Annotated in this window: 14 protein-coding genes; 11 read left to right on the forward strand and 3 right to left on the reverse strand. The window is 38.2% G+C overall.

From position 1 onward, the window contains the following. Positions 1–57: 57 nt before the first annotated feature. The 7 genes from nrfA to CYG50_RS13390 all read left to right on the forward strand — a co-directional run bounded on the left by nrfA (position 58) and on the right by CYG50_RS13390 (position 7,397). Complete coding sequence (nrfA, locus tag CYG50_RS13360) at positions 58–1,491, forward strand: ammonia-forming nitrite reductase cytochrome c552 subunit (protein ID WP_102139979.1); 1,434 nt, start codon at positions 58–60, stop codon at positions 1,489–1,491. 47 nt (positions 1,492–1,538) lie between these two features. Continuing rightward, positions 1,539–2,108 carry a cytochrome c nitrite reductase pentaheme subunit gene (nrfB, locus tag CYG50_RS13365; RefSeq protein ID WP_102139980.1) on the forward strand — a complete coding sequence of 190 codons (570 nt, stop codon included), beginning with the start codon at positions 1,539–1,541 and terminating at the stop codon, positions 2,106–2,108. After that, positions 2,105–2,776, forward strand: a complete 672-nt coding sequence (nrfC, locus tag CYG50_RS13370) for a cytochrome c nitrite reductase Fe-S protein (protein ID WP_102139981.1) — start codon at positions 2,105–2,107, stop codon at positions 2,774–2,776. The genes nrfB and nrfC overlap by 4 nt, the downstream gene beginning before the upstream one ends. Next, entirely contained in the window at positions 2,773–3,729 is a 957-nt protein-coding gene (gene nrfD / locus CYG50_RS13375; protein ID WP_102139982.1) for a cytochrome c nitrite reductase subunit NrfD, read from the forward strand. Before nrfC ends, nrfD begins: the two co-directional genes overlap by 4 nt. Positions 3,730–3,753: 24 nt before the next feature. Then, a complete protein-coding gene (locus CYG50_RS13380) occupies positions 3,754–5,628 on the forward strand; it encodes a heme lyase CcmF/NrfE family subunit (RefSeq protein WP_102139983.1) in 1,875 nt (624 codons plus the stop codon). Then, a complete protein-coding gene (gene nrfF / locus CYG50_RS13385; RefSeq protein ID WP_102139984.1) occupies positions 5,621–6,670 on the forward strand; it encodes a heme lyase NrfEFG subunit NrfF in 1,050 nt (349 codons plus the stop codon). Before CYG50_RS13380 ends, nrfF begins: the two co-directional genes overlap by 8 nt. Before the next feature lie 328 nt (positions 6,671–6,998). Beyond that, on the forward strand, positions 6,999–7,397 hold the full coding sequence (locus CYG50_RS13390; protein ID WP_102139985.1) for a hypothetical protein: 399 nt from the start codon (positions 6,999–7,001) through the stop codon (positions 7,395–7,397). A gap of 182 nt (positions 7,398–7,579) precedes the next feature. On the opposite strand, the gene CYG50_RS23260 is transcribed toward CYG50_RS13390, so the two are convergent. Continuing rightward, on the reverse strand, positions 7,580–7,843 hold the full coding sequence (locus CYG50_RS23260) for a GDCCVxC domain-containing (seleno)protein (protein ID WP_425516735.1): 264 nt from the start codon (positions 7,841–7,843) through the stop codon (positions 7,580–7,582). Positions 7,844–8,051: 208 nt separating this feature from the next. Between CYG50_RS23260 and yegD the strand changes: the two genes are divergently transcribed. Beyond that, positions 8,052–9,404 (forward strand): molecular chaperone, encoded by a 1,353-nt coding sequence (yegD, locus tag CYG50_RS13400; protein ID WP_102139987.1) that lies wholly within the window; start codon positions 8,052–8,054, stop codon positions 9,402–9,404. A gap of 67 nt (positions 9,405–9,471) precedes the next feature. Here the strand turns inward: yegD and CYG50_RS13405 are convergent, their stop codons facing one another. Together CYG50_RS13405 and CYG50_RS13410 are read right to left on the reverse strand one after the other, a co-directional pair. Next, entirely contained in the window at positions 9,472–9,951 is a 480-nt protein-coding gene (locus tag CYG50_RS13405; RefSeq protein WP_102139988.1) for a DUF4822 domain-containing protein, read from the reverse strand. 179 nt (positions 9,952–10,130) lie between these two features. Then, the gene (locus CYG50_RS13410; RefSeq protein WP_102139989.1) at positions 10,131–10,991 is read right to left on the reverse strand and encodes a LysR family transcriptional regulator; all 861 of its coding nucleotides are present in this window, start codon (positions 10,989–10,991) and stop codon (positions 10,131–10,133) included. A 109-nt stretch (positions 10,992–11,100) separates the two neighbouring features. Between CYG50_RS13410 and CYG50_RS13415 the strand changes: the two genes are divergently transcribed. The 3 genes from CYG50_RS13415 to CYG50_RS13425 all read left to right on the forward strand — a co-directional run bounded on the left by CYG50_RS13415 (position 11,101) and on the right by CYG50_RS13425 (position 13,463). Continuing rightward, positions 11,101–11,571: a multidrug/biocide efflux PACE transporter gene (locus CYG50_RS13415; RefSeq protein ID WP_102139990.1), complete on the forward strand. Its 471-nt coding sequence runs from the start codon at positions 11,101–11,103 to the stop codon at positions 11,569–11,571. Positions 11,572–11,961: 390 nt separating this feature from the next. Continuing rightward, positions 11,962–12,432 (forward strand): PcoE/SilE family metal-binding protein, encoded by a 471-nt coding sequence (locus CYG50_RS13420; RefSeq protein ID WP_102139991.1) that lies wholly within the window; start codon positions 11,962–11,964, stop codon positions 12,430–12,432. Between the two features lie 287 nt (positions 12,433–12,719). Further along, the gene (locus CYG50_RS13425; RefSeq protein WP_168222856.1) at positions 12,720–13,463 is read left to right on the forward strand and encodes an energy transducer TonB; all 744 of its coding nucleotides are present in this window, start codon (positions 12,720–12,722) and stop codon (positions 13,461–13,463) included. Positions 13,464–13,765 lie beyond the last annotated feature (302 nt).

Below are 13,765 nucleotides of genomic sequence, written 5' to 3' on the forward strand. Positions count from 1 at the left end.
CAAAAACAACTCGAAAAATGAAGGGATGACTGGCTAAAATTACTCGAGGCCCTTTTTATGGCAAACATAAGAAATAATGCACTATGCTTATTGAGTCTGGTTGCAGGAATATTTCTCTTTACCTCTGTTCATGCTCAAACTCCTACCAAAGATAGTACATCCACTATTAACGCTCGAAATGAAACTTTCGAAGCTGCTCACCCTGATCAATACCACTCTTGGCGAGCAACATCCGAGCAATCAAACCGTGAAGATGCATTAGCGGAAGACCCTCGCTTAGTCGTACTGTGGGCTGGATACCCATTCTCACGCGACTACAACAAACCACGTGGCCACGCTTATGCCATTATCGACGTCCGTGAAACCTTACGAACCGGTGCACCGAAAGACGCCCAAGATGGCCCGCTCCCGATGGCATGTTGGAGCTGTAAAAGTCCCGATGTGGCGAGGCTAATCCAAGAACATGGCGAAGATGGTTATTTCGAAGGTAAGTGGGCAAAAGGTGGCCCTGAAGTGGTTAATGTTTTAGGCTGCGCTGACTGCCATAAAACAGATTCTGCAGATTTTGCAAAAGGCAAACCAGAGCTAACGCTTTCTCGCCCTTATGCGGAGCGTGCAATGGAAACGATTGGCAAACCGTTTGATAAAGCCAGCCGATTCGACCAACAGTCCATGGTGTGTGGCCAATGTCACGTGGAATATTATTTCTCTGGCGATAAAAAAGCCGTGAAATTTCCATGGGATAACGGCACCAAAGTTGAAGAGATGGAAGTTTACTACGACAATGTTGGTTTCTCTGACTGGACCAACTCATTGTCGAAAGCACCGATGCTGAAAGCTCAACACCCTGAATATGAGACTTGGAGTGCAGGTATTCATGGCAAAAATAATGTGACCTGTATTGATTGCCATATGCCAAAACTGCAAAACGAAAAAGGCGAACTGTATACCAGCCATAAAATTGGTAACCCATTCGACAATTTCGAACAAACCTGTAGCACTTGCCATACCCAGAGCAAACAACAGCTGCAAGATGTCGTTGCTGAACGTAAAGTCGCTATCCAAGAGATGAAAATCAAAGCGGAAGACCAATTGGTTCGAGCTCACTTTGAAGCGAAAGCCGCATGGGATGCAGGCGCAACAGAAGATGAAATGAAACCAATCTTAACGGATATTCGTCATGCACAATGGCGTTGGGATTTAGCTATCGCTTCCCACGGTATTCATATGCATGCACCAGATGAAGGCTTGCGCATGTTAGGTGGTTCGATGGATAAAGCCGCAGATGCACGAACCAAACTCGCTCGTCTATTAGGTTCAAAAGGCATCACCCATGAAATTGCCATTCCAGATATTTCAACTAAGGAAAAAGCGCAACAAGCTATCGGTTTAGATATGCAAAAAATCAATGCGGAGAAACAAGAGTTCTTAAAAACTGTGGTTCCGCAGTGGGATGAACAAGCTCGTAAAAATGACCTATTAGCCAAATAACCATGATTTGCCCCAAATAATGGGGCAATACAACCAATGGAGTGAATATGAGCGTACTACGTTCGTTATTAACTGCTGGGGTGCTGGCAACAGGCTTATTATGGGCAACAGCCGCATCCACAACCCCACAAATGGCCCAAGAAAATGCAGAAGGCCGTTGGGTTGTTACGCAGCAACGCAGTGCTGACAAAGCCTGTTTAGACTGCCATAAGCCTGACCAAGAAGGCATGCATGGTACCCACGCAGAAGTGATTAACCCTAACAATAATTTACCCGTAACTTGCACCAATTGCCACGGTAACCCAGGGCCTGATCACCGTGAAGGCGTCAAAGATGTCATGCGCTTTAACAACCCAATGTATACCGTTGAGCAACAAAACAGTGTCTGTCTATCATGTCACTTGCCAGAACAACTGCAAAAAGCGTTCTGGCCTCATGATGTCCACGTCACTAAAGTGGCCTGCGCAAGTTGCCATGACCTTCACCCGAAACAAGACACCATGAAGGTACTGACTGATAAGGGCAAAGTAAAAATCTGCGTCGATTGTCACTCAGACCAACGCAATAACCCTGATTTCAACCCAGCAGCGGTGAAATTGCGTAAGGAGCAGCCATGAGTTGTTCTCGTCGTCAATTCATTATCTACTCAGGAGCACTGGCGGCGGTAGGAGGAGTTGCTAGCCATGCGCTAGCTAACACCATGAAAATAGATGGCGTTCGCTACGGCATGGTGCACGATGAAAATCTGTGCATCGGCTGTACGGCGTGTATGGATGCATGCCGAGAGGTTAACCAAGTGCCGGAAGGTGTTTCGCGGTTAACTATCATCCGTAGTGAGCCTATTGGCCAGTTTCCTGATGTTAAATACCGTTTTTTTCGCCACTCCTGTCAACATTGTGAAAGTGCACCTTGTGTCGATGTTTGCCCTACTGGTGCCTCTTTTATTGATAAAACGACAGGGATTGTTGATGTCAACCCCGACTTATGTGTCGGCTGCCAATATTGTATTGCGGCCTGCCCTTATCGCGTCAGGTTTATTCACCCCATCAATAAAACCGCAGATAAATGCGATTTCTGCCGTAAAACGAATCTAAAACAGGGTAAGCAGCCGGCTTGCGTCGAATCTTGCCCGACCAAAGCATTAACCTTTGGTAATTTAGATGACCCTAAGAGCGATATTTCGTTGATGCTAAAAGAAAAACCGACTTATCGATTCAAAATTGCACTCGGTACTCACCCCAAAATGTATCGAGTTCCGTTCAAATATGGGGAGGTTAGCCAATGACAACAGCTTCTGCTTTCCATTTTGAATCCTTAGTGTGGGACTGGCCCATTGCGGTTTACTTATTTTTAATTGGTATTTCAGCTGGGCTCGTGGTTCTTGCGGTGCTTATACGCCAGTATTATCCCACTGCGGCTGGCAGTGATAGCACAATCATGCGCACAACACTGATTTTGGCGCCGACCACGATCATCTTTGGGTTATTGATCTTAATTCTCCATTTAACGCGTCCATGGACGTTTTGGAAATTAATGTTTCATTACAGCCCAACTTCAGTGATGTCGATGGGGGTGATGTTATTCCAAGTATATATGGCGGTACTTGTTATTTGGCTGGCTAAAATCTATGAAAAAGAGCTCATTGTTTTACAGCAAAAATGGCTGCCAAAATTGACGCTGATCCCAAGAGTATTAACCCTACTAAACCGTGCGATGCGTTTTCTCGATATTGTAATGCTAATATTGGCTGTTTTGCTTGGGGCTTATACTGGTTTTTTACTTTCAGCATTAAAATCTTATCCATTCTTAAACAACCCATTATTACCGGCTTTATTCCTATTCTCAGGAATATCTTCAGGTATCGCGGTATCGTTAATGGCAATCGCATTGCGCTATCGTAAAAATATCCATAATACTGAAACCGCATTTTTACATCGTATCGAAGGCTTTGTGATTTGGTTGGAGATATTCCTATTAGCGGCCTTTTTCGTCGGGCTAGCATTAGGAGACGATGGGAAAATTCGCTCATTAATTGCCGCATTAGGTGGTGGTTTCTGGACTTGGTGGTTTTGGATTGGCGTTGTTGGGTTTGGTTTTATTATTCCTCTTCTATTCAAAAAATGGATGGATAAAGGGCAAGGTGCAGTAAGAGTATTGATTATCAGTGGTGCAAGCCTACTGGGTGTCTTCTGCTTACGCTTTTTTGTGTTATACGCAGGGCAGTTGACCGTTGCATAATTCACTCAACAATAAGGGTAATCATTGGAACTAATACTCCCAGAAATTGGCTTTCTCTGCCTAACATTGGCACTTTGTATTGCCTGTTTTCAAGCATCATGTGGAGTTATTGGTTTTTTACGCCATATTCCGAGGCAAATGCCTCGGAATGTCCTTTGGACCTACTTACAATTTCTTTTCTTACTCGTTGCTTATTTTTGTTTAACCATCAGTTTTATTCAAAGTGACTTTTCTGTCGTATATGTGGCGCAGCATAGTCACAGGTTATCACCACTATATATTAAAATTGCGGCAGTATGGGGAGGCCATGAAGGGTCAATATTTCTTTGGTTGCTGTTTATTTCAGCTTGGAGTTGTCTATTTGCTTGGCGTTATCGTCGGCAAACTCACCCTGTATTTCCCCTCACATTAACCCTACTTGCCATTATTAGTGCAGCATTACTACTGTTTATCGTCTTTTATTCCGACCCTTTTGTACGCATTTTCCCACCCGCTATAGAAGGACGAGATCTCAACCCAATGCTGCAACATTGGGGGCTAATATTGCACCCTCCGCTACTTTATTTAGGCTATAGCGGGTTAATGGTCGTGACCGCCTTGGCACTTGCATCCACGCTGTGCGGGCAATTTAACCAAACTATTTCAGGACTTTGTTGGCGCTTTGTCGTTCCTAGTTGGTGCATACTCACTTTGGGTATCACTTTAGGGTCATGGTGGGCATACAGCGAACTTGGTTGGGGAGGATGGTGGTTTTGGGACCCCGTTGAAAATGCGTCGCTGTTGCCATGGTTAAGTGCAACCGCGTTACTCCACAGCCTCAGCGTTACATACAAAACAGGTCATTATCGCCATTGGTCAATACTACTGGCGATCCTCACGTTTATTTTATCTCTATTGGGCACGCTGATTGTCCGTTCAGGTATTTTAATGTCTGTCCATGCGTTTGCTTTGGATAACGTTAGGGCTGTTCCCCTCTTTTTATTGTTCAGTTTTCTGAGTTTCGGTGCTTTATGTATATATGGCTGGAAAGCTAAAAATATTGATGATTCACCAACCAACATTAATCGCCGTCAGCTTTACTTATTACTCACGTTAATCCTATTTTCAACTGTATTATTTATTGTCCTGACGGGCACACTTTACCCGATGATTTACACATTATTTGGTTGGGGAAAAATATCGGTTGGGGCACCTTATTTTAATCAAACATTATTACCATTTGGTATTTTGATGCTAATTATAATGGCGGTCAGTGCCATTTACCCGCAGAACAAAACTCGCATTAAACCCCGATGGCGTATTCTTTTAATCATACTTCCCAGTATGTTATTAAGCTTCTTTCTTTGGCCTAAAGGGCTTATTATCGCCCTTTCTTGCGGCTTTTTATTTGCAATTTTGCTTATCTTTTGGCTACGTCCTATACATGCTATTCGACAACAATTCCCATCCCTTATTGCTCATACAGGAGTTGTGATTTTTGCAGCTGGCATTGCCTTGTCAGTTGGTAGCCACCACGAAACCAGTGTTAGTCTTTCTATTGGGCAATCTATTTCTCTCGCAGGTTATCAATTTCAATTCAACGAGCTGCAGCTTGGTGCTAAATCTAACTACACAACCGAAAAAGCCATCATACAAATTAGCAAAGCGGATCAACCGTTACACCAGTTAATCACTGAGCGCCGGTTTTATACCGCTCGTCAGCAATTAATGATTGAACCCGGTATATATTGGGGGTGGCTACGTAATTGGTATGCGGTATTAGGTGAGAAAACGGGAACAAATAGTTATGCAATACGTCTTTACGTCCAAGATGGCATTCAATGGATTTGGAGCGGTGCATTTGTGATGTGTTTTGGCCTATTAATAAGCTGGATAAAAAGGAGGATAAGAAATGCTTAAAGCTCTATTCGCACTTTTTTTCCTATTTTGCTCTTTTATATCCAATGCTCAAATTGTTGATGTGTGGCAATTTAATTCCATTGAAGAACAAGAATATTCTTTGCAGATAGCCTCACAATTACGTTGCCCTCAGTGCCAAAACCAAAACTTACTCGAATCTAATGCCCCGACAGCTGTCAGTATGCGTCATCAAGTCTTCAAAATGGTCGCTGAAGGGAAAGATAAAGCACAAATTATGCACTATATGACCGAGCGATATGGTGATTTTGTACTGTATAATCCACCGCTGACTTTTGGAACTGCCCTGCTTTGGGTTTTACCTGGAATTGCTTTAGTTGGAATTTTTTATTTAACGTTCAAATTCAACCGGTCACATAAACAACGGATCATAGAGAACAACTTTAGCCATCGACAGATATCCGAACAGTTATTATCCTCAGATACAACAACACCATCAGCTGTCCGGCTACAGCATGTTAATAAAGTACTTACCATATTCATTGTGTCGATCGTTGTTGGTTACTTTTTCTCACCTCGATTTGAATTAGCCTATCAGGAATACCAACGTATTTCCGATCCCTTGCTATCATTCACACCATTACAGCAAGAACAAAATGATTTATTACGTTTGCAAAATGATATTCGCCAATCACCTAAAAACAGTGAGCTTTGGGCTACACTAGGTGAATATTATCTCTATCAAAATAGTTATGATAATGCACTGATTGCTTATCAGAGAGCTCTAAAATATGGAGGGGAAAATGCTCAAATATATTCCGCTATTGCAACCGTACTATATTATCAAGCAGGCCAACACCTAACAGATGATGTTAGAGTTGTAATCAATAAAGCATTAGAGATTGATAATCAAGAAGTTACTGCTTTGATGCTAGTCGCTTCAGATGCCTTTATGAATGCAAATTATGAGCAAGCAATTGATATTTGGCAAAAGTTATTAGATAGTAATAGTTCCCGTATTAATCGCTCTCAGCTCATTGAAGCTATTCATATGGCAAAAATAATGAAGAATAAAAAAGGCTAATCTTATTTTTATTATTAACTTTGTTACTTTAGGGATTAATACATAATAAATTATCACAATAGTGATTAAATATCCCTTAATGAAATGTCTATTTATTTAAATGTGTAATTTTTCGTTTCTTATTGATTACCATTGTTTCCCTTCTATATTACTTCAAATAATCTTATGTTAGATTGGCTCCAGTTAATTACCCCAAATGTAATTCAAGTATATCCACCTAAGTGAAATTAACAATTAAATTTAGCTTAAGTGCGGAATATTTCATTTCCTTTATATATTTTGGCATTCTTTGGGGATATCAAAAATAATTACATAAGAAATAAACACTATGAAAAATAAAATATTTTCATTTTTAGTCGTCGGCTTAATTGCGGGCGCTTCCTTTATAGGAGGCGTTGTAAGTAACTATACACCTGATTTAGATATCGTAGAAAAATCTCAAAAAGCAGTTGAGGATTTTTTAGCATTCCCCAAAACAGCTGAATATAAAAATGTTAAATATCATGAGATAAGAGAAACCTTAGATCATGGTATGCTAGGCTATGTATGTGGTGAGGTACTTATTTTCACTAGCCAAAACTCATATTCATTTCAGCGCTTTGTGGTCAAAACCTACCTTCATAATGATGGGCGTAATGTTGTTTCTATTCCATTAATAGATAGAGATGATAAAGAGTTTCCTGATAATGATTTTAATGTTATTTGGAATAAGTATTGTAATAATTAAAGAGATATAAGACCCAGTTTTTTAATAAGATATTTCCGAGAGTCACTTTTAATACTTCATTAATATATTAAGAAAATTTCAATTAAGTGATTACTTATATTTAATACATAAATAGCTATAAAAAATATTTACCATATTATTATTTACAGATTATCTCACACCACTGTATATATTAAGATAAACTAACAAATATCTTTTGAAGAACAACAGCATGCCAGTCCTCCAGTTAACATTACTTCTTGTATTGGAGGACATTTTACTGACCCATATGAACAAAAAACACAGCAATCCCCCTTTAATGGCTTTAATAATACCCCACAGTGCTTACATTCATAAAACCATTGGCAAGCGTCTGTCGACATTTCCTCGACTTGTTTAAAATGACACTCTGGACATGTTAGTTCTGATTTCAGTTCTATATGAAATTTACTCATCGACTTTCCCATAATTTTTTATCACACAGGTAGCTAAAAGCAGCATCTATTGAATACTAAATTCATCGAGATTTCTTTGCGCTTATACCCTATTTAGTGCCAATTCATACTGTTTTCCTCGTCACGCACCTAGCGTACATCACCCATCTTTTAATAGTAATTCATTGTTGCTTGATATAAAGTCTCAGCCTTTTTTCAAAATCGTTATTTTGGAGGCGAAATGTTTATTGGTTTTGATTACGGTACATCTAACTGTGCTGTCGCGGTCATGAAAAACGGGGTACCCACACTATTACCATTAGAAGGCGATAGTGTTTATATCCCATCAACCTTATGCGCGCCAACAAGAGAATCAGTCTCTGAGCATTTATTTCGCCATTGCAAAATATCCCCTTCAAATGAAATCGGGCAGCAAATTTTAAAAAGATCTATCGCGTTTAACCGTGATGAAGGGATCGATTTAATGCCTGAAGACATCGTATTTGGACAAGCCGCTTTAGATTTATATTTAAGCGACCCTAGAGATGTTTATTATGTAAAATCTCCGAAATCATTTTTGGGGGCGTCTGGCTTACATGATACCCAAATTAGTTTTTTTGAAGACCTTGTCTGCGCCATGATGAAAAATATAAAAGACACTGCAGAACAAAAGTTACAACAGATTATTGATGATACTGTCATTGGCCGACCTATTAACTTTCATGGCCGTGGGGGAGAACTCTCGAACCAACAAGCTGAATCAATACTCTATCGTGCCGCAAAGCGCACAGGGTTTAATCATATTGCTTTTCAATTTGAACCTGTTGCTGCAGGACTTGAATATGAATCAACATTGAATAAAGACCAGATTATCCTAGTCGTTGATATTGGTGGAGGAACAACAGATTGTTCATTAATCCAAATGGGGCCAACTTATCGAAATGCACAGGACAGAACACAATCCTTACTTGCTCATAGTGGGCAACGAGTGGGCGGAAACGACCTTGATATTTACCTTGCATTGAAACAATTGATGCCGCTATTTGGGATGGAGAGCCAATCTTTATCAGGTATTAAAATGCCATTTCTACAATTTTGGAACCCTATTGCCATTAATAATGTTGAAGCACAAAAAGAATTTTACTCACGACAAAATTTAACTGCGTTAACACGACTAAAACAAGATGCAAAAGAGCCTCAAAAAATAGCTCGATTGTTAGAAGTCTATAATGAAACACTAGGTTATAGCTTAGTACGTAAAGCTGAAGAGGCTAAAATTGCATTATCAGATACGCCTAGTTATTTAGCTCAAATTAAATTAGCTTCTGAAAAACTAGAGGTGGATATTCCACATGAATACATGGTGGAATCAATTGAATCACCGAAAAGTAAAATGATTGAGTTAGTTAAAGAAGCAGTCAAGCAAGGAGGAGTCAAGCCAGATGCCATTTACATTACAGGCGGGAGTGCTCGCTCACCAGTATTACACCAGGCTATTAGCCAAGAATTACCTAATATTCCGATAGTACGTGGGGACGACTTTGGTTCCGTTACCGCAGGATTAACACGCTGGGCTGAAACGTGTTTTAAATAAACAACAGAAACACTAATAGCGCAGAATAAATAAGATTCATATTTAGACTGCGCTATTGGTACAAATCTTATTTCTTAACTTTATGAACAATATCAAAGTACTTATCTTTATTATCTTGCTCTGGATAAATACGATATGTGTATTCTTCTGGGGTTACTGTGACATTTTCGACAACACGAGTAAATAAGACTTTACCATCGCCATCTTTTGCTGTTAATGAGCGGCTTTTGCCATTTTCATCAAATGACCAGTCACCTTTCATTTTAGGCTTTCCATCAAACGTGGTCATATTAAATGTACCATCTGGATAATACTCCGCTAAACCAAAAAAGTTAGCGACTTGTTTATCATCCGCATTAACTTCTTTTTTATCTTGATCTAAAGCTTCTGTCGTTGTCCAAACTTTGCCTACCATAATTTCTTCGTAAGCATTTAATTTATGTTCCGCACTCTGCGATTGGCTTGCTGCTGGAGTTGTCGCTGCCTGAACAGCAAATGACATAGTAGATACAACAGCAAAAAGTGTAGGTACTAATAATTTTTTCATTTTTATCCTCTAATAAATTAACTCAAACAACAATTTGATTAAGTTCAGATTAGCGATATAAAACCAATTTTTAAAATTATATTACGTTTATTTACAAGATAACATCTTATTACATTTAATATATATTGTTTTACAATATAAAATATATCGAAAATTAACAACTTTTAGCATTAACAATCTTAATCTTGGCTATTAAGCAACTTATTGACCAACCAATAACCGGCTTTTCCCGGTGGATTATTCTTAGACCAAACTAAATCCACATCAATTTTTCGAGGCCATAAATCATAATTAATACTCACCAAACGATTATGGCCAAATTGCTTAACTAACCATGTCGGTAATATAGCCCACCCAGCACCTTGTTCTGCCATTTCTAATAATAGTAAATAATTAGGTGCAAACCAGTTCTTTTCACTATTAATAATCATTTGGCTACTACTGCTTAGCCGTAGTTGGCGTGTCATTGTTAAATGCTGATAAGTTATTTTTTTCTCTTTAGCTAATGGATGGCTATTTAATACATACAAACCTAGTTCACCTTGAATAGGTAAACGAGAAAAGGAAATATCCGCAGGATATTCTGTTCGGGATTCCATCATTCCAACATGAGCTTGCTGGTTTTGGATCATTTCGATAACGTCATTATTTTCTGCAATTAAAAATTCGAATTCAAGATGTGGAAATTGCCTATCTAACGTCGTTAAAATATGCTCAGCATGTGGAGGTTGATAAATATCTGAAAAAGCACAACTTAGTCTAGGTTCAATATCTGGCAGTAATTCAACTCTTAGCGCTTGAAGACGCTCGTCTGCCGATAAAATATCCTCAACTAAACTCAAAACTTTTCTACCCGCAAAAGTTAATGTTGATTCACGCCCCTGCCTATTAAACAGCACAAACCCTAAATCATCTTCAAAACCACTGATCGTTGAGCTGACGGTTGATTGGCTTTTATTCAATTTACGTGCTGCAGCAGAAAATGATTTTAAGGATGCTGCCTCCACAAAGGTACGCAACGTTTCTATAGAATAATTCATAAGGTATCGCTTTTTTCGATGGCTGCCATTTTGTATATATATAAAAAATAGCAAATAATTGCACCCGATTTTTACCCAAAAAATAATTTTCTATATCTTTGAGGTAGTTATGAGCAAGCATACAAAAACATTAACTGAACGAATTTTTCATGCAGTTTCATTTGAAGTCATTGCTATCGCAATAACTGCACCGGTCAGTGCGTGGCTTTTAGGACGCTCAATTTTCCAAATGGGAACAGTGGCGATTGTCTTATCAACACTAGCAATGCTATTAAACGTAGTTTATAACATGATCTTTGACCATTATTGGCCTTTGTCTAAGGGGCCTCGCCCAGCCAAAGTGCGCGTTTTTCACGCCATTGGTTTTGAATTAAGCTTTGTTATCATGGGTGTACCCATGTTGGCGTTTTTACTCAAAATGTCATTCTTAGATGCATTCTTACTTGAAATCGGCTTTTTTGCCTTTTTCTTATTTTATACCTATGCATTTAACCTCGGATATGACAACTTACGTGACCGTTGGTTTGCGAATAAAGAGAACACAATACACGTATCAGAAACAGTGGTTAAACGCTCTTAATTTAAAATATTAATTAAATATTCTAACGCCGTGTAGCTTATTATCTACACGGCGTTATTTGTATTTCAAGACACCGATAAAGACGCCAAAATAATTCTCTTTTCTTTTGTGAATGTAAAATGATGAATGCGTTTTATGCACTCATCATTTGCATAGATATCAATTTTATCATTGAACACGATCACCTATATTTACGGCATCGCAATGATTATTTCTACGATAACTTTATAAAAATACAGCTTAGATAGTTTATCTATTCAATAACATACCTAAGATAGAGTGTGAAAATGGGCGTTAAAAATGCTTTGCCTTCATTTTTGAGAACTTATTTATATAAAGTTATCCATTATTTTGTCCAAAATATAGGCAATGTTATTTAAAGGTATTCCGATGAACAAATTATTTATTTCCTCTGCATTTTTATTGGTATTTAGTCTAAGTGCTCAAGCAGACGTAACTGCCCATAAAAATGCCATTATTTCTCTCAATTTTATTGAAAATAATACCGCTTATGCAAACCAAGCGGCTATTGCTAACCATGCAAAAGCCGCTAATTTATCTCCTAATGGTATTCAAGGTGTTACGAAATCTTTTGCACAAATGAATTTGCATGAAAAAGCAGTTACTGCATTAAGTTTCAATGAAAATAGTATGTCCGCAGCAAATCAAGCAGCGATTAATTCACATATAAAAGCGGGTAATTTATCAACAAAGAAAATTAATGGTATCAGTAAAAGCTTTTTAGCGATGGATGACCATGAAAAAGCCGCTGTCGCCTTGAGTTTTACCGAAAACAACCAATCCCCTTCAATCAAATACTCAGTACAACAACACTTAAGTAGGAGCCAGACAAAGTCGTAAAAAAGAGAATAGTATTTAGCTGATTTATCACATAGTTAGCCTCATTAAGGCTTGGTTACTCACCAAGCCTTTTTATTTGAAATAATATTCCTTAAAAATCAAAGGATTAATATGTAATGAAATACGCCCATCAAAGTTGATAATAACTATCATTTGCAATTGATAATTATTAACATATAATTCGAGTCATTATTTTATCTTATGAGTTACAGTTCAAACATAACTACTTAATACCTGTATGGTTTGCCCTCTTTAGGTTCAGTGAGAAAAAATATTGAGGTTTTATGATGAGTCGAAAATTAGTGACTTTTATTCTATCAATAACATTACATGTTCTTGTTATTGGGTATTTAACCTATGTTACGGCTCAATCATTATCCTTAAAAAACCAAGCACAACAGGATGCGCCTATTATCTCGATCGCATTAACTCAAGCTGTCAACGTTGCAGAACCTGAAGAGATCCCCCAACCTACAGACCCCCTTCGTGAGGTAAAAATAGATCCCAGCCCAATAGCGGAACACGCTGCTATTGTTGTACCTAAAAAACCAAAAAAGGTGATAAAAACGCAAAAAGAGCCTATAAAACCTAGAGAACTGACTAAAAGAAATGAAAATACTCATAAACAAGCTGATTCAGAGGTTAAAAATGATTTACCGATCGCACAACAACAAAAAGCAGGTGACCTTGTTTCGTCTCAATCAGCAGGAATAAAAGGCCCCAAAAACCAATATGCAACGAGTGATACTAATAGCCAATTAATTAATGCTTACCGTGAAAAACTACGCCAAGAAGTTGAGAGAAATAAACAATACCCTCGCCGCGCAAAAAAAATGAAAAACCGTGGTATCGCAACAATTCAATTTCAATTAAGCCAAACCGGAGAAATTAGCTTAATTCGCTTAGCAAGTAGTTCAGGAAGTGATTTATTGGACCAGGCTGCTTTACTTGCAGTACAAAAAAGTCGTTCTGTCGGTAAACCACCAGCAGGTTTTGCTCAATCGATAACACTCAATATTGAATTTAATTAACCACTTTTGAAAATAAAAACTATTCTCACTAAAAAGTTACACCTTAATAGGATATTAGATGAGCAATTTATAGATAATTATTCTGCATTTACTTTTCAATCCTTTTAATAATATTAAAGTTCATTATTTTTTTAGAATAACAAATGATCCGAGAGAAATTTATTATTATTTTCTGACAATACTGCCAAAGATATTTCCCCCATTTCCCGAAAACTCCTTACCAAGAGAAATATTTTCTATATTAAACCCAATATTAACATTTCCAAATTTTCAACCTCTAATAAGAAAATAGAGAAAACCTT

Origin of the sequence: Providencia huaxiensis, assembly GCF_002843235.3 — a bacterium.
GTDB classification, from domain to species: Bacteria; Pseudomonadota; Gammaproteobacteria; order Enterobacterales; family Enterobacteriaceae; genus Providencia; species Providencia huaxiensis.